Source organism: Fibrella musci, assembly GCF_041321105.1.
Classification (GTDB): Bacteria; Bacteroidota; Bacteroidia; order Cytophagales; family Spirosomataceae; genus Fibrella; species Fibrella musci.
On the sequence record NZ_JBGGWD010000001.1, the window covers coordinates 775,587 to 792,536 of the forward strand.

Consider the following 16,950-nt stretch of genomic DNA (forward strand, 5'->3'; position numbering starts at 1 on the left):
GCTGCTAGTCTCTTGACAGGCTGGGTAGTAGCGCACTATCGGGCAAACGGTATGTCGGAAGCGACTTGCCAGTTGACATGGATTCGGCGCGACGGGCGTATCTTCGTTATCCGTTAGCCCGCTTGCCGTGACGTTTCTTCAACAGACAGCCAATTACATTTTCGCCAAACACAGCGCGAAGGCCCATCAGCCGATGGACAACGTCTGGGTGATTTTGCCCACCCGTCGCGCCGTGATGGTCTTTGAACAGGAACTCACCCAACTCACCGACCGGCCCATGCTCGCCCCGCACATGGTGGCCGTCGATGACTTCATCACCGAAGCAGCAGGTGTGCAATTGATCGACAATGTCAGCCTGCTGTTTGAGCTGTATGAGGTATTTCGCGAACTCGACAAGAATGTCGAATTTGAGCAGTTTGTAGGCTGGGCGTCAGTGTTGCTCGCTGACCTCGACCGCATCGACCTGTACCGTATTGACCCCGACTATCTGTTCAACTACCTGACGGAGGCCAAAGCCATTGAGCGCTGGTCGCCCGATACGCCGCAGCAGTTGCCGTTTAAAACGGATAGTAAGGCCCTCTCGCATTACTTCGGGCTGTTCAGCAACCTCAAAGCGGCTTATTACAAACTCCGCAAACGCCTGCTCGACAACGAACTAGCCTACCGGGGTATGGCCTACCGCCTGCTCGCTGATGGCGTCCGTTCGTTGATTGTCGACAAGCCGGGGGTTTACGAGAAAATCTATTTCGTCGGGTTCAATGCCCTCTCGGCCTGCGAAGAACACATCATCCGGGTACTCACCAGCACCGACCGCGCCGAGCTGATCTGGGATGCCGACAGCTACTACCTCGCCGACCGCGAGCAGGAGGCGGGCTTCTTTCTGCGCAAATACAAAGAAAGCGGCCTGCCGGGCTTCAAAGACCGCTCCGGGTACGTTGGTCAGAGCGACGCCCAAACCGTGACCGTCGGCGATAGCCTGACAACCACGCCCAAGCAGTTCCAGATGATGGGCCTGCCCACCGCCTCTCTGCAAGCCAAAGTAGCCGGGCAGTTGGTGTCGACCACCGCTGCGGGGGGGGGGCGCACGGCGATCGTTCTCGCGGATGAAACGCTGCTGGTGCCGGTGCTGTATGCCCTGCACGAATCGGTGCGCGAACTGAACGTGACAATGGGCCTGACGCTGCGCAACTCGTTGCTGTTCACGCTGATCGATACGTTGTTTGAGATGCAGCGCACACTGATGGAGTTCAAAGCGCCTGGCCAGCCGACCGAGAAAGTGCCAAAGTTCCACCACCGGCAGGTTGTGAAGTTGCTGAACCACCCGTTTGTCAGGCACTACGAGAAAATCCACACGCTCATGGCTCCCGATCGGGACAATGAGCTCCCCAAACCCCTGATCGACTGGATGCTGGCCGAAGTGGTGACGGGCAAACGCGCCTACCTCGACGAACAGGAACTGCTTGAACTGGGCCAGGGCGATCAACTGTTCGATGTGCTCTTCAAACGCTGGCCCGCCGACGAACCCGTAGTGGCCATCCGCGCCCTGTTTAACCTCGTCGACCTGCTGCGCGAAGTGTACCGCGACGCTCAGGATACCATCGAGATCGAATACCTGTACCTGTTTTTCAGCCTGCTAAAGCAACTCGAAACCACGCTGACCCGGCAAGCCCAGACACCGGGTTCACCAGCCGTTACGCTGAAGAGCTTCCAGCAGTTTCTCTACGAACTGATCCGGCAAACGACCATCCCGTTCACGAGCGAGGGCGACAGCAACGTGCAGTTGATGGGTCTGCTCGAAACCCGGACGCTCGACTTTGATCGGGTGATTGTGCTGTCGGCCAATGAGGGCATTATGCCCCAATCGCGCCACCTCAACTCGCTCATTCCCTTCGATATTGCCACGGAAGTGGGCCTTCCCACCTACCGCGAGCAGGAAGCCATTACGGCCTACCACCTGTACCGGCTGCTTCAGCGCGCCACCGACGTGACCTTTCTGTACACCACGGCAGCCGATGCCTATGGCAAAGGTAAAGGTGAACCCAGCCGGTTTCTACGGCAGATCGAGCACGAACTGGTCCCTCGTGCCAACGGTACTATCCGCCTGACCAAGCCCTTGTTGCGCGTCGATCTGGCCGACCGACCCGATAGCGTGGTGCTGAACGTACCCAAAACCGAGACCATCCGCGAGAGTCTGAAGACGTACCTGACTGAGCGAGGGCTGTTTCCGACCGCGCTGAACCACTTCGTTGCCTGTTCGATGCGCTTTTATTTTGAACGGATCGTGGGGATTCGGGAGGAAGAAGAGGTCGACGAGCGCATCGACGTGGCTGAGTTTGGTACCTGGCTGCACAACACCATGGAAAACCTCGACAAGGAATACCGGATGTTGGGCAAGCCCGTTACGCAGGAGGTAGTAAAGACCCTGCTCGATCGCGAATACCGCAACGTGATGGGCGGGCGCGTGTCAGACACGGGCTATAACCTGCTGTTCTACCAGCTTGCACACGATTTGATGCAGGCGTTTCAGGATTACCAAAACCGCGAAACCCTCGATAAAGGCATTACGGTGCTGGCTACCGAACGTACCCTGATCACGTACCTGCCGGTCGATCTGGGCAATGGCGAAGTGGTGACGGTGAAACTGGGTGGCAAAATAGACCGGCTCGAACGCCTCGGCAACGGTACTATTCGCATCGTGGATTACAAATCAGGCAAGGTCGATCTGCCCACCAAAGTCGACCCAACGACGCTGGGCGAATCGCTGATGTTGCTGGCCGATGAAGGCAATCGCTGGGAGAAAATTAGGCAGCTGTGGCTTTATAAGTACTTGATTCTAAAAGAAAATCAGTACCCCAACGTACCTGTAGAAGCGGGTTTCTATTCACTCCGCACCTTTCAGAAAGACCCGCGTTTTCTGAGCAACCGCGTCGCCTTCTCCGATGATAACGACCCCGCTACCTACATCGCTGAAACCGAAAACCTGTTGCGCCAGATGGTGCGGCGCATGTTCGATAAGGCCCAGCCTTTCGCCATGACCAACCAGATCGAGCAGTGCCAGTATTGCCACTATAACAAGATCTGCGGACGATGAACAATGAATAATGAACAATGAACAATGGGGCTGGCGCCAGCTATAAAACAGCGCCAGCCCCATTGTTCATTGTTCATTGTTCATTATTCATTCTTTCTTCACCGGCTCCATCGTGCATTCGTAGATGGCGAGTACGGTGTAGCCCCGGCGGCGGAGCAGCGCAACGACACCCTTCTCACCTATCAGATGGCCCGCCCCGAAGGCGAAAAAGGTGGGCTTAACGCTGGCAGCCTGCTCAATCACCGGAATCCAGTTGGCATTACGGGCATTGAGCAGGTTCTCCTCCAGTTCCTTCAAGTCGCCCGCGTATTTGCTGCTTTTCATCAGGTCGCCAAGCTTGTTCAAGTCGCCCGATTTATAGACGGTCAGCAGCTCATTAAACTCAGCCTTCGCCTGTTTGGGATTCCGCACCAGCTCGACCAGTTCGTGGTACTGCGTAGCGATGGGTTTCTGGTCGAGGGCCTTCAACTGGGCGTTCAGCGATTCGAGGCCCAGCACAGGCTTCCGGGCGTCGGCAGCCAGTTGCGCCAGAGTCAGGTCGTAGGAAGCAGGCTCGCAACGCAGCATCGACATATAGACCATTGATGTCAACCCAAGCGGTTTGACGCTCCCCAACTGATCGAGGCCAAGCCCCACCGACGAACGCAGGTACGTATCGAGCAGGTCATACTCCTCTCGGACGAGGTAATCACGCACCGATTTACCCGCTGGCAACAGAATTGCCCGCTGCATTTCGGCCAGCATGGTCGAGTCGTCCACGTCCAGTTCCAGATAAAGCTGCTGCGTTTCGGCAAACGCCCGCCGCGTTCCTTCGGTCAGCGTCAGGTCGGTTGGGCAGATCAGGTGGAAGGTGCCGAAGAGATAGGATGGGGCCGGTAGATTTTTCCCCGTAATTTCGTAGAACAGAGTCGCGTCCTGCGCCAACGCCTGACCAGACAGGGCAGACCACAGCAGCAGGCAGGCGGTAAACAGGTAATTCGTTCGTTTCAAGAGTCCTGTAGCGAGGCCTGTACGTAAACAGGCCCCGTTCATCAGGACAAAATAGCAACGAGAAAAGCGGTTTATCTATGATTTTCTGCTCATTTATTGTCTTCATCAACGCGCTCATAACTTGCCGTTACGAGCCACGAACGGTTAGCCTACCACCCTTATCTTTACCTATATGATTACGTCATCAACACATACACAGGAAACGCAACCGGGCAACGCTACGGCCACGGCTACGCCCACCCAACCGGGCCGAATCCGGCTCGTCACGGCGGCGTCGCTGTTCGACGGCCACGATGCCGCCATCAACCTGATGCGGCGGCTATTGCAGGCATCGGGCGCCGAGGTGATTCACCTGGGCCACAATCGCTCTGTTGCCGAGATTGTCGACTGCGCCATTCAGGAAGACGTTCAGGGCATTGCCATCACCAGCTATCAGGGTGGGCATATCGAGTTTTTCAAGTACATGTATGACCTGCTGCACGAACGCGGCGCGGGCCATATCCGCATCTTCGGCGGGGGCGGCGGCACCATTCTGCCCCGTGAAATCGACGAACTCCACGCCTACGGCATCACGCGCCTCTACAGCCCCGACGACGGCCGCACCATGGGCCTGCAAGGCATGATCGATGATCTGTTGGGCCACTGCGTGGCGCAGGGTGTGGCTTCGCCGCAGGGCAGGCAGGGATTGCAGGGAGTAGACGACGATCTGTTTGCCACGATCGCCCGTCTGATTACGGAAGCAGAAAACGGTAACTCGCCCTCGCCCCAAACCCTGCAAGCCCTGCGCCAACGGCATCCCCGCGCCAACGGCATCCCTGCAACGCAGGCTCCCCCCGTTCTGGGCATCACCGGCACGGGCGGCGCGGGCAAATCGTCGCTGGTCGATGAACTGGTGCTGCGTTTCCTGCGAACGTACCCAGAGAAGACCATGGCGATTATTTCGGTCGATCCGTCGAAACGCAAAACGGGGGGGGCGCTCCTGGGCGACCGCATTCGGATGAATACGCTGAACCCCGCCGTGAGCGCCGGGCGCGTGTATATGCGTTCGCTGGCAACCCGGCAGGCCAACCTGGCCCTGAGCCGTCACGTTCAGCAGGCTATCGACATTTGCAAAGCGGCCAATTTCGACCTGATCATCGTAGAAACGTCGGGCATTGGGCAATCAGATACCGAGATCACCGAGCACGCCGATAAGACGCTCTACGTGATGACCGCCGAATATGGCGCGGCGACGCAGCTGGAAAAGATCGATATGCTCGACTTTGCCGACCTGATTGCCATTAACAAATTCGACAAGCGCGGTTCGCTCGATGCGCTGCGCGACGTCAGGAAACAGTACCGCCGCAACCACAACGACTGGGAAACGCCCGACGAACAACTGCCTATTCTGGGAACAATGGCCGCGCAGTTTAACGACGCCGGCATGAATACGCTGTTTGAACGCGCTGTCGCGCTGCTTGGCATGGAGCAGGGTATGCCTTCGGCGCAGGGTGTAGCAGGGAACGGCATGGCCCAGCCATTCCCCGCTATCCCTGCACCGAAGGCATACCCTGCTATTATACCCCCCGACCGGGTACGTTACCTGGCGGAGATCGTGGAAGAAAGCCGCCGCTACGATGCCTTCGTGGAGCAGCAGGTGGCGCTGGCCCGCAAGTGGTATCAGCTCGACGGTGTGCTGGCGATGGGCATCGAGGATGTACGGCCGTTCTATGAGCAGATCGAAGCTCAACTGCACCCCACCGCCAAACAGTTGCTGGCCCAGTGGCCGGAAATGCAGCGGCGCTACACGGCCGATTTCTACGAGTTTCAGGTACGTGACAAGACCATCCGACAACCGCTGTATACCGAAACGCTGTCGCACCTGCGCATCCCGAAGGTAGCCCTACCCAAATATGCCGACTGGGGCGATGTGCTGCGCTGGCTCATGACCGAGAACGTACCTGGCGAGTTTCCCTATGCAGCAGGCGTGTTTCCCCTGAAGCGTGACGGCGAAGACCCCACGCGGATGTTTGCGGGCGAAGGTGGCCCAGAGCGCACCAATCGGCGATTCCACTACGTCTCGAAAGGAATGCCGGCCAAACGCCTCAGCACGGCGTTCGACTCGGTTACACTCTACGGCGAAGACCCCGCCCTGCGCCCCGACATTTTCGGCAAGGTGGGCAACTCGGGCGTGAGCATCTGCACCCTCGATGACGCCAAGAAACTCTACTCCGGCTTCGACCTCTGCGACCCCGCCACCAGCGTGTCGATGACCATCAACGGACCAGCCCCCATGCTGCTGGCCTTCTTTCTCAACGCCGCCATCGATCAGCAGGTGGAACAGTGGCTGGCCGCTAACCCCACCCCTAGCCCCTCCCCTGAAAACCAGGGGAGGGGAACATCCTCGGAATACGCTGGCGCGATCCCCCTCCCCTGGTTTTCAGGGGAGGGGCTAGGGGTGGGGTACAGCGGCGATCTGCCCGACGGCAACAATGGACTGGGGCTGGCGCTGCTGGGTACGTCGGGTGACCGGGTGGTTCCGGCAGAGGTGTATGAGCAGATCAAAGCCGATACGCTGCGGAAAGTGCGCGGTACGGTGCAAGCCGATATTCTGAAGGAAGATCAGGCCCAGAATACCTGCATTTTCTCGACCGAGTTTGCGCTCCGGATGATGGGCGACATTCAGGAATACTTCACGCAGCACCGCGTTCAGAATTTCTATTCTGTCTCCATTTCGGGCTATCACATTGCCGAAGCGGGCGCCAACCCCATCAGTCAGCTGGCGTTTACGCTGTCCAACGGCTTTACGTTCGTGGAATACTACCTGAGCCGGGGCTTGCGGATCGATGATTTTGCGCCGAACCTCTCGTTCTTTTTCTCGAACGGCATGGACCCCGAATACACGGTACTGGGCCGGGTGGCGCGGCGCATCTGGGCCAAGGCGATGAAGCACAAGTACGGGGCCAATGAGCGCAGCCAGAAACTGAAATACCACATTCAGACTTCGGGCCGGAGCCTCCACGCACAGGAAATTGCGTTCAATGATATCCGTACGACGTTGCAGGCGCTGCTGGCGATCTACGACAACACCAACTCGCTCCATACCAACGCTTATGACGAAGCCATTACCACGCCTACGGAAGAGTCGGTGCGGCGGGCCATGGCCATTCAACTGGTGATCAACCGGGAGTTTGGGCTGACCAAAAACGAAAATCCGTTGCAGGGCTCGTTTGTGGTGGAAGAACTGACGGATATGGTCGAAGAAGCCGTGTATCAGGAGTTTCTGGCTATCAACGAGCGGGGCGGTGTGTTGGGCGCAATGGAACGCATGTACCAGCGCAGCAAGATTCAGGAAGAGTCGATGCACTACGAGATGCTGAAGCACAACGGGCAGCTTCCGATCGTCGGGGTCAATACCTTCCTCGATCCCAACGGTTCGCCCACGATTACCCCCGCCGAGGTCATCCGTAGTACCGACGAGGAAAAACGAGCGCAGGTCGATAACGTCAAAGCATTTCAGGAGCGCCATAAAAGCGAAGCCGAGCAGGCGCTGCAACAGCTACAACAAACGGCCCTGACCGGCGGCAACCTGTTTGCTTCGCTTATGGAAGCCGCCAAGGTTTGTTCACTGGGTCAGATGAGTCAGGCGCTATATGCCGTTGGCGGGCAATACCGGCGGAATATGTAGGGTCACCAGCCCCGCTTTTTGGCTTGTCCCGGCGGCATCCCTCGCCCGTGCTTGTACCAGCCTTTGTGCTTGCCGTTGTCGTGCGGGTAGTTGGGGCGGGAGCCAGACGTTGTGAACACAGGGCCGCAGCTCCAGAGGCCAAGCAGAGCGATGAGCAGGCAATACGGAACAAAGCGTTTCATGTGAATAAAGCCGTTGTTGGGTACTGTCTTAACGACCCACAACGGCTTTATTATGTCAGCACCACTCAATTGGGCGTTGAAACCATTGCGCCTTCGGTTGGTTTTGTTCACATCACTACATTTTGTTCTCACCGGTTATGACCACTCTATGGCGCTTTGTTTTACTCTGTATCGTCTGGATGGGTAGTTACAAAGCGACCCTTGCCCAAACGCAAGTCAATATTCGTAAACCCACGAACCTCACCACCAACGCAGGACAGTCGCCCGATACGGTCAATCTGCGCGTCGATCAGCCCAAATCGCTCACGTTTACCGCCTCGACCGATCAGCGGTTTTTCTTTTTCGAAGATACCCGTAACGACAACGGCAAGCGGGTGCCCGTCAGCGTATACGGCATCCGGGCGGGCTTTCTGTACCCCACCCGTCGGCAACACGAGCCGGGCGGGCTGCGGGCGGCCTTCAAGGCGGGGGCAGGTTTCTACTTTGTCAACCAGACCCTCGACCGGCCGGGGCTGCTGCCCAACACATCGGAGTCGGTCAAGCGTTACCTGCGGATCGCCACCCTCTTTTTTGAGCCGTATCTCTACCGAAAGAAGGCCATTGAAGTCAGTATGCCGCTCGAATTTGGGTATGGACATTCCCGCTACGAGCTCATCAGCGACCAAACGCGCGAGGGCGAAGTGGCGCGGGGCATTTTCATTCCGGCGGGCGTGGGCATATCGGCGTCCTACCAGTTTCCGGTGCTGTTTGGCATCCGGCCAATCCACTGGTTTGGCTTCAACATACTCACGGGTTATCGCTTCATTCTGAAACGCGACGTACCCGACAGCAACATCAACTATTCGGGACTCTACCTGTCGATCGGACCGTCGTTTTACCTCGAAAACCTCACGTCCGATTTCAAATACTGGCGTAATAAGCGGAAAAATAAATAGGTTCAAGGTCTAATGTCCAAGGTCCAACGTTGGCTGATAATCGATTAAATAGGCGTCAGCCAGCGTTGAATCTTGGACATTAGACTTTGAACTTCCTTACTTCCCCATGTTTCGCTTTAAACAGTTTACGATTCAGCAGGACCAGACGGCCATGAAGGTCTGCACGGATGCCTGTGTGCTGGGTGCCTGGGCCCAGATTGAGTCGGGAACGTACCTGCTCGACATTGGTACGGGCACGGGACTGCTGGCGCTCATGGCGGCTCAACGCAACGCCGACGCCCGAATCAATGCCGTGGAACTGGATGATGCCGCCGCCCAACAGGCCGCCGGGAACGTAGCCGCCAGCCCGTTTGCCAACCGAATTACCGTTCACCAAACGGCTATTCAACAGTTTATTCCGCCCCCCGTTCTCCCTTCTCCCCTTCTCTACGACCATATTCTGACGAATCCGCCGTTCTACGTCAACTCGTTGCGTTCGCCCGACAAGGCCGTTAACCGGGCTCTGCATACCGACGAGCTTCCGTTTGCCGATTTGCTGGTAGCCGTGCGGCGTTTACTGGCGCCGACAGGTACGTGGTGGGTATTACTGCCCCCGCCCGAAATGGCCGTTTTGCGCCAACTAGCTGCCGCAGGTTCGCCAACTCTGGTACCCGCTGCCGAATTGCACCTGCGCCATCACGATCAGAAACCAGTTTTCCGGCATCTGGTAAGCTTTCGCTTCGATGATAGGGCTGATGATAACGTACCTGACCAGCCTACCCCAGCGACGCTGGCCATTTACGAACCCGACGGACGTACCTACACGGCGGCCTTTCGGGCATTGCTGCAACCATATTACCTTATTTTTTGAGCGGCGTATCGTGAATAATGGCGCCCTGCACAGTAGTTTCGCTTCTTTAATACCGCCCAGTCAAAACAGGCCGTATCCCGTCTAAACGCACCATTGTACATTGGGCATTGTTCATTGTACATTAAAGCGAAGCACAGCGAATGCAACTTACCTTATTGATTCCGCTCTTCAACGAAGACGAGTCGCTGCCCGAACTGCACGACTGGATTGTTCGGGTCGTGACGGAACAGGCATATACCTACGAAATACTTTTTGTGGATGATGGCAGCACCGATCGCTCGTGGGACGTGATCGAGCGGCTCGCGTCGGTTAACCCGAATGTGCGGGCTATTCGGTTTGCGCGTAACATGGGCAAAACGGCCGCCTTGCAGGTGGGCTTTCAAGCTGCGCGGGGCCGCGTGGTGATTACGATGGACGCCGACTTGCAGGACTCGCCCGACGAGATTCCCGAGCTGTACCGGATGATCACCGAGCAGGGCTACGATCTGGTGTCGGGCTGGAAGCAGAAACGCTACGACCCGATCACCAAAACGCTGCCCACCAAACTCTTCAACGGCGTAGCCCGCTGGATTTCAGGCGTCAAGCTGCATGATTTCAACTGCGGGCTGAAAGCCTACCGGCAGGAAGTGGTGAAATCGCTGAACCTGTATGGCGATATGCACCGCAATATCCCAATCGTGGCCAACTGGAACGGCTACACCCGCATTGGCGAGAAAGTAGTGCAGCACCGCGCCCGCAAATACGGCAGCACCAAGTTTGGCCTGGAACGGTTCATCAACGGCTTCCTCGACATGCTGGTAATTGCCTTCGTGCACAAGTTCAGCAAGCGGCCTATGCACTTCTTTGGTGGGCTGGGTACGTTGTCTTTTTTCCTGGGCCTGGTCAGTACCGTAGTGATCGTCGGCCAGAAATTGTACAATATTTCGCATGGCCTGCGCTACCGTAATGCCACCGACAATCCGCTGTTTTATTTCGCGCTGATCGCCATCGTTTTGGGGGTGCAACTTTTCCTGGCCGGCTTCCTGGCGGAGCTCTATATCCGGCAGGCCTCGAACCGAACCACCGAGTATCAAATTGCCCGAAAAATAGGTTTCTCGGATACAGTGACGGTTTAGCTGACCGTTCGTCTTATCTTTGTGTTATCAATCGGGTAGTCGTGCCGCGCAGGCCATCCCGGCAATCATAACCCGCTTCAGCGAGAAGCACTTAACGGGTTCTGGTTGCCGGGATACATTGTTTTTAAGGCCCTCCCCTTTCACGGAATAAGACAATTTTATCAAGTAGCAATTATGCAAGCGGAATTCTCAACCAAAGAAATTGAAACCACCGTCAAGGCGCAGTCGAAAGCGCATCCCTGGCACGGCATTACCCCCGGCGACGCGGCTCCCGACCTGCTGACGGCGTTCATCGAAATTGTACCCTCGGATACGGTCAAATACGAAATCGACAAGCAGACCGGCTACCTTAAAATCGACCGCCCGCAGAAGTATTCAAACATTGTTCCGTCGCTGTACGGCTTCATCCCGCAGACCTACTGCGGCGATGGTATTGCCAAACTGGCTTCCGACAAAACCGGCCGTACGATCGAAGAAGGTGACGGTGATCCGCTCGACATCTGCGTACTGACTGAATATACCATTACCCACGGCGATATTCTACTACAAGCGCGCCCCATCGGTGGTTTCCGCCTGATCGACAAAGGCGAGGCCGACGACAAAATCATTGCCGTACTGAAAGGCGATGCCATGTACGAGGCGTTCAACGACCTGAGCGAACTGCCCGACGGCATCATCGACCGCCTGCAACACTACTTCCTGACCTACAAAAATCTGCCCGACCAGCCCACGGTCATGGAACTGGCCAGCATCTACGGCCGCGAAGAAGCCCACGAGGTTATCCGCACCGCGATCGAAGATTACAAGGCGCTGTAATGAATTATGGATTATGAAATAGGGGTTATGAGTTCGCGTCAGCCAATTCATAACCCCTATTTCATAATCCATAATTAACTACTTCTTGCCCATCGTCCAGCGGATGCCGCCAAGGAGGTGTTGCAGGAACAGCGGCTCGGTGTACGACTCGTCGGTGTGGCCACCGCCGGTGTAGAATGAGCGGCCACCGTCGAAATTACGATACCAGGCAATGGGGTGGTTCGCTCCGTTTTTGCCGCCTTCGTAGGTGGTTTCGTCGAGCGTAGCCAACACGGTTGGGCCTTCAACAATGTTTTTGTAGCTGTACCATTCGTCGAAGCGTTTCCAGCGGTCAGGCAGCATCTTGGTCGACTGGTGTTTCTTATTCACCACGACCACTTCGGCGTTTTGCTGCTTGGGATGGCTCAGGAAATAGGCCCCGCAAAGCTGGTTATACCACGGCCAACCATATTCGGTATCGGCGGCGGCATGCACGCCAATGTAGCCTCCACCCTGCCGAATGTATTGCTGAAACGCCTGCTGTTGCAGCGAGTCGAGCACGTCGCCCGTCGTCGACAGCCACACCACGGCTTTGTAGCGCTTCAGGTTGGCGAGCGTAAACTGCGAGGCATCTTCGGTCGTATCGGTTCGGAAGCCGTTTTCGCTTCCCAGCTTCATGATCGCCCGTTTACCGGCTCCGATCGACGCGTGGCGATAGCCTTTTGTTTTAGAAAATACGAGAAGGGCGTCCTGCGCCTGCGCGCAGAAAGCAACAGCCAATAGGCCAACAGTACAGAAGAAACGACGCATGGTAGCTTGATATCTACGAGATGATTTCCACGAAAAGGCCAGCAATGAACCTACATACTTCTCCGCAGCCTTGGTTTTCGTCGCCAGACTCTTTTTCCGCCCCTAGCGGTTTTTTCTTGGCTAGCTTCTGATTTCTTTGTAGCTTACTATAGTCAGAAAAGCAATCGGCATCAACCACCGGTTTGCTCAGTTTTCACTAAGTAATCCACCGTATGAAAGTTCGTCCCGCTGTTGTTTTGCGCCAAAATGATTCCGTTTTGTTCATGCATTACCGCTACGGCGACACCGATGTTTTTGCGCTGCCCGGCGGTAACCCCGACCCCGGCGAAGACCTGGAAGCGACCCTCGAACGCGAATTGCACGAAGAACTGGGTATTCACATTCAGGTATCGCAGCTGCTTTTCTGCGGGGTGGTCAATAACGGTGGTCGTCGTGAAGATGTGCTTCATTGTGTGTTTATGGGCGACTGGCTCGGTGGCGAACCGACGCTGAACCCCGAACATACCACAGCCCGCGCTATTGTGTGGCAACCGCTCGATGCCCTTCCCGACCTGAATCTGTACCCCAACGTGGGCGAGGCCATCCTCGACTACCATGCGGCGCTCCTGCCCACGGCTTATCTAGGCTATATCGACCAGCCCTTTTTCTAAATTCGTTGCCCTCCTGCCCCTGGCTGGCTTATTCACTACATGCTTCAACTCAACAAAACGCCTAACCCGGCCGGGTCAGTGCTGGTTATTTATACGGGCGGCACACTCGGCATGGTCTACGACCGGCAATCGGGTCAGCTGATGCCCTTCGACTTTAGCCAGGTGATCGACCGGGTTCCTGAAATTCAACGACTCGACTTCGACATCAGCCTGATTACGCTGGAGCCTATCCTTGACTCGTCGGACATGAAACCGGCCGTCTGGGTACGTTTGGCACAGCTCATTTACGATCATTACGATACCTTCGACAGTTTCGTCATCCTGCACGGCACCGACACGATGGCCTATACGGCTTCGGCGCTGAGTTTCATGTTCGAGAACTTGGGGAAGCCGGTGATCCTGACGGGGGCTCAGTTACCTATCGGCGTAGCCCGCACCGACGCCCGTGAAAACCTGCTCACGGCCCTCGAAATTGCGGCCGACCGGCAGGATGGCCGTCCGGTGGTACCCGAGGTGTGCCTCTACTTCAATTCATTGCTGCTACGGGGCAACCGGGCCAAGAAACAGGAGAGCGTTCATTTTAATGCGTTTCACTCCGAAAACTACCCGCACCTGGCCATGGCCGGGGTACGTATCGAATACAACCGGCCTTTTATTGCGCGGCAGGCTGTTGGTCAGCCGTTTAGCATACAGACAGCGGTTGAGGATCGGGTAGCGATTTTAAAACTGTTTCCGGGCATTACACCCGCTGTAGTCAAAGCGATTCTGTCCATTCCGGGTTTACGGGGTATTGTGCTGGAAACCTTCGGTGCGGGTAATGCCCCTACAGACCCGTGGTTTGCCGAGGCCCTCAGCGAAACCATTGGCCGGGGCGTGGTGATCGTAAACGTGTCGCAGTGCGAAGGAGGCCGCGTTACGCAGGGACAGTATCAGACCAGCACACGCCTGCAACAGATTGGGGTGGTCAGCGGGGCCGATATGACTACTGAGGCCGCCATTACGAAACTGATGGTGCTGCTTGGGCAGTTTCCGTATCCCGGTACGGTGGCTCAGCAATTAGGCCTGTCGTTGCGGGGTGAGCTGAGCAGTTAACCTTACTGGTTAGCCAATTCTTTGGCTTCAACTTCGCTCAGCTCGCGCCGGTAGAGCCGGATGTCGTCAAGCGCTCCGTTGAAATAGTAGGGCGTACGGGCGCTGCATCCACCAAATTTCAGCTCGCCGAACTGACAGTCATTGGTCAGTCGGTCGGTGGTCGGGTAAATACGTATATCGCTGAGTCGTTCCCCATTCAGGTAGAGCGTCACGGCGGCACTGCCAGTCGAGTTGCCATAGGTCATTACCAGGTGGTTCCATCCTTTGTAGGCAAAAGGCGGAATGCTGTACACGGCCGATATGGTTCTGCCCAATTCTCCCCGCGGGCAATTCGCCCCCGGCCTGATAAAGACGCTAATCGCGCGTTCAGTCGGCGAGTCCGGATTGATCAACAGGCAGTTGTATTGGTCACCGGCGCCATCGGCAAACCGCGCCTTGCTGAAGAGCGTCATGGTATCGGCGGGAGTACCAACCCGAAACCACATGCTGATGGAAAGCGGCGCGTCAGGCCGAAGCGCCGGCGCATCGGCGACGTAGCAATAATCGTTGGGACGGCCCTGCAACCGAAGCGCACGCTGCGCTAGCTCTTTGCGGTCGGTGGTGTACAGTGGCGATCCATTCTTCTGCGTGCCGTCGTTGTTATTACCACTCTGATCGTTAAGCGAGGGCGCATTGAATTGCGGATCGAAGAAAGGCAGGTCAAGCACCATACCCCGGTTGAGCGTACTCTGCGTTTGATACACGGTTGCCGGACCCGGTGCGTAATAAACGCCGACCGGGGTTTGGCAATAGAGCCGCATGTAGTACGACCGGCCCGCCAGCAATCCCGACAGCATGATCGGTGCGTTTGGCCCATCTGCCTCCATCGATTGCGCATTGGTTATCTCAGGCAGGTTATTGGTCAGTGAATAAGCCACTCCATATTGCTTTACCAGCGGCAAACCGGGGTCGGTCAGGCGCCAATTTATGCGAGCCGTGGTGTAGCAGTCGGCCGTGCAGCCTACGTCGATAATGGCAGCTTCAGGATAGCGGTTGGTGCGGCGATCGAGCGCCAGGCCGTAGCCGATTTGCCCTTCGGCGTTTATGGCAAACGCACGAAACCAATAGGCGGTGTTGGCCTGTAATCGGGTGAGTTGTACCGCAATCGGCGTGTTGACAGACGGGGTTGGCACCATGCCTACGGTATTGCTATCGCCATTTTCGATGCTTGGCGACGTGCTGGTAGCTGACCAGCAGATACCATAGCGTGTGATGGGGGCATTGCCGGTGCTGACCAATTGGACGCGCACACGGGCGGTGGTATACGACAGTTCGAGATCTTCCAGCGTTACAATCGAAGGCTTCACCACGTTAGTTACCCTGACCACCTGCGAAATCGGGATCTGTTCACCACAGGCGTTGATCAGCGTGGCGCTGACAGTATACGTATTAGGGGTTGTGTAGGTACGTGTTACGCTGGTCTGCGCCTTAGCCCCTGTGGTCGTGCCATCGCCGAAATCCCAGCGTACGCTATCGATGTCGTGTGTTTCGCCCAACGATAGTTTGACTTGGAGCTGATTGGCATCGACGACAATTTTTGCGCCGGGCTTATCGCAATTGCGCTGAATTTTCAACGGAGGCAATTCCCAGGCCCCGCATCCCCAAAGCCACGCACAGCCCATCAACAGGCACAAGGTGGCGTAGAGTGTTGGGAGGCGACGCGTCATAAGGTAAACAAACGTAACGAAAGGTAAAGTTACAAAACGACCGTCAGAATCGGTAACCGATCGTCAGGCCATAGCTCGTAGCCGACGGCCGCCAGAATAAATTGGTCGGACGGGGCCGAGGTTTATGCAGAAACAGGTATGCTTCGCCTAACAAGGCGGCGGTGGCCACCCCCAGGCAAATTCGATAGAGGCCTTGCTGCTCAGCCGCTTTCTGAAGTTGCTCGGCTGCATCCTTATAGGTACCAGACTGGTCGGGCTTGTCCAAGATGCCGTCGTTATTCAGATCAAACTCAGCGTTGAGCCGTTCCACTTGTTCTTTTTTTACCTCGAAATCGTGCCCCAGACTATAGGCCAACAAGCCAGAGCCAGCCGTAATGACGGCAAGGCCAATCTTTAGCAGCGGCTTTGTTGGATCGACCCGACTCTTGACGGGTAAAGCTGGCATGGCTTTAGGCAGCTTACGTGGAGCCGTTCGCAGAAAGGCCTCGCGTTCGTTTTCGAGTTGATCAAGACGAACATCAATCGCCCGAATCTGGGTATCCAGCGTGCTCATTTTCACCCGATTCCGAATTTGCCGGGCGTATGTAGCCGCACGCACGTAATATGTCCGGGCTTCGATCAACCGGTCATTGGCAAACAGGTTGTTGCCTTCCAGTTCATAGTGTTCAGCAATACGGCTGATCAGTAATTCGTCGGCAGGGTTCAGGTTCAGCACCTGTTGTAGCGTCTGCACGACGAGCGTATCGTTCTGGTTTTGCAGGGCGTCGTCAGCCTGTTGCAACAGTGCCAGACAGCGGGTTGTTACTTCAATGCGCCCTTTGGCGTATTCGTCATTCTCGAAGCCGGGCACCTCCAGGCAGTTCTGATACTGCTGACGCGCTTCGCTATAGCGGCCAGCTTTGAAGAACGTGTCGCCTTTGCGCCGGTAGGCATCGTATTCCTCATCTATGTATTGAATGCTTATCCTGCTGCGGTCGATGGGTGTAGCCGCTGTGGCTAGGCGCGGCCACGCTGCCAGCAGAAACAAGAACAGACTGTATCGACGTAGATAAAATGGCATAATAGTC

13 protein-coding genes are annotated in these 16,950 nt (G+C 56.4%); 8 read left to right on the top strand and 5 right to left on the bottom strand.

All coding sequences use genetic code 11. From position 1 onward, the window contains the following. The first annotated feature begins 127 nt into the window (after nucleotides 1-127). On the top strand, nucleotides 128-3,091 hold the full coding sequence (locus ACAW74_RS03080; RefSeq protein WP_370696718.1) for a PD-(D/E)XK nuclease family protein: 2,964 nt from the start codon (nucleotides 128-130) through the stop codon (nucleotides 3,089-3,091). Nucleotides 3,092-3,178: 87 nt separating this feature from the next. Here ACAW74_RS03080 and ACAW74_RS03085 read toward each other — a convergent pair whose 3' ends face one another. Continuing rightward, nucleotides 3,179-4,081 (bottom strand): TraB/GumN family protein, encoded by a 903-nt coding sequence (locus ACAW74_RS03085; protein ID WP_370696719.1) that lies wholly within the window; start codon nucleotides 4,079-4,081, stop codon nucleotides 3,179-3,181. A gap of 172 nt (nucleotides 4,082-4,253) precedes the next feature. On the opposite strand from ACAW74_RS03085, the gene ACAW74_RS03090 reads away from it, so the two are divergent. Further along, the gene (locus ACAW74_RS03090) at nucleotides 4,254-7,748 is read left to right on the top strand and encodes a methylmalonyl-CoA mutase family protein (RefSeq protein ID WP_370696720.1); all 3,495 of its coding nucleotides are present in this window, start codon (nucleotides 4,254-4,256) and stop codon (nucleotides 7,746-7,748) included. Nucleotides 7,749-7,750: 2 nt separating this feature from the next. Here ACAW74_RS03090 and ACAW74_RS03095 read toward each other — a convergent pair whose 3' ends face one another. Beyond that, nucleotides 7,751-7,930, bottom strand: coding sequence for a hypothetical protein (locus ACAW74_RS03095; RefSeq protein WP_370696721.1), 180 nt, complete (start codon nucleotides 7,928-7,930; stop codon nucleotides 7,751-7,753). A gap of 137 nt (nucleotides 7,931-8,067) precedes the next feature. Here ACAW74_RS03095 and ACAW74_RS03100 point away from each other — a divergent pair, with 137 nt between their 5' ends. The 4 genes from ACAW74_RS03100 (at nucleotide 8,068) to ACAW74_RS03115 (ending at nucleotide 11,646) form a co-directional block, all read left to right on the top strand. Further along, the gene (locus ACAW74_RS03100) at nucleotides 8,068-8,865 is read left to right on the top strand and encodes a hypothetical protein (RefSeq protein WP_370696722.1); all 798 of its coding nucleotides are present in this window, start codon (nucleotides 8,068-8,070) and stop codon (nucleotides 8,863-8,865) included. Nucleotides 8,866-8,971: 106 nt separating this feature from the next. Beyond that, nucleotides 8,972-9,715 carry a tRNA1(Val) (adenine(37)-N6)-methyltransferase gene (locus ACAW74_RS03105; RefSeq protein WP_370696723.1) on the top strand — a complete coding sequence of 248 codons (744 nt, stop codon included), beginning with the start codon at nucleotides 8,972-8,974 and terminating at the stop codon, nucleotides 9,713-9,715. A gap of 140 nt (nucleotides 9,716-9,855) precedes the next feature. Beyond that, nucleotides 9,856-10,830 (top strand): glycosyltransferase family 2 protein, encoded by a 975-nt coding sequence (locus ACAW74_RS03110; protein ID WP_370696724.1) that lies wholly within the window; start codon nucleotides 9,856-9,858, stop codon nucleotides 10,828-10,830. 174 nt (nucleotides 10,831-11,004) lie between these two features. Beyond that, nucleotides 11,005-11,646 (top strand): inorganic pyrophosphatase, encoded by a 642-nt coding sequence (locus ACAW74_RS03115; protein ID WP_015331778.1) that lies wholly within the window; start codon nucleotides 11,005-11,007, stop codon nucleotides 11,644-11,646. Between the two features lie 78 nt (nucleotides 11,647-11,724). On the opposite strand, the gene ACAW74_RS03120 is transcribed toward ACAW74_RS03115, so the two are convergent. Then, nucleotides 11,725-12,435: a ThuA domain-containing protein gene (locus ACAW74_RS03120; RefSeq protein WP_370696725.1), complete on the bottom strand. Its 711-nt coding sequence runs from the start codon at nucleotides 12,433-12,435 to the stop codon at nucleotides 11,725-11,727. A gap of 212 nt (nucleotides 12,436-12,647) precedes the next feature. On the opposite strand from ACAW74_RS03120, the gene ACAW74_RS03125 reads away from it, so the two are divergent. Both ACAW74_RS03125 and ACAW74_RS03130 read left to right on the top strand, forming a co-directional pair. Next, nucleotides 12,648-13,085 carry an NUDIX hydrolase gene (locus tag ACAW74_RS03125; protein WP_370696726.1) on the top strand — a complete coding sequence of 146 codons (438 nt, stop codon included), beginning with the start codon at nucleotides 12,648-12,650 and terminating at the stop codon, nucleotides 13,083-13,085. A gap of 39 nt (nucleotides 13,086-13,124) precedes the next feature. Beyond that, a complete protein-coding gene (locus ACAW74_RS03130; RefSeq protein ID WP_370696727.1) occupies nucleotides 13,125-14,177 on the top strand; it encodes an asparaginase in 1,053 nt (350 codons plus the stop codon). Nucleotides 14,178-14,179: 2 nt separating this feature from the next. Here the strand turns inward: ACAW74_RS03130 and ACAW74_RS03135 are convergent, their stop codons facing one another. Both ACAW74_RS03135 and ACAW74_RS03140 read right to left on the bottom strand, forming a co-directional pair. Beyond that, the gene (locus ACAW74_RS03135) at nucleotides 14,180-15,883 is read right to left on the bottom strand and encodes a LamG-like jellyroll fold domain-containing protein (protein ID WP_370696728.1); all 1,704 of its coding nucleotides are present in this window, start codon (nucleotides 15,881-15,883) and stop codon (nucleotides 14,180-14,182) included. A gap of 43 nt (nucleotides 15,884-15,926) precedes the next feature. Beyond that, the gene (locus ACAW74_RS03140) at nucleotides 15,927-16,943 is read right to left on the bottom strand and encodes a tetratricopeptide repeat protein (RefSeq protein ID WP_370696729.1); all 1,017 of its coding nucleotides are present in this window, start codon (nucleotides 16,941-16,943) and stop codon (nucleotides 15,927-15,929) included. Nucleotides 16,944-16,950 lie beyond the last annotated feature (7 nt).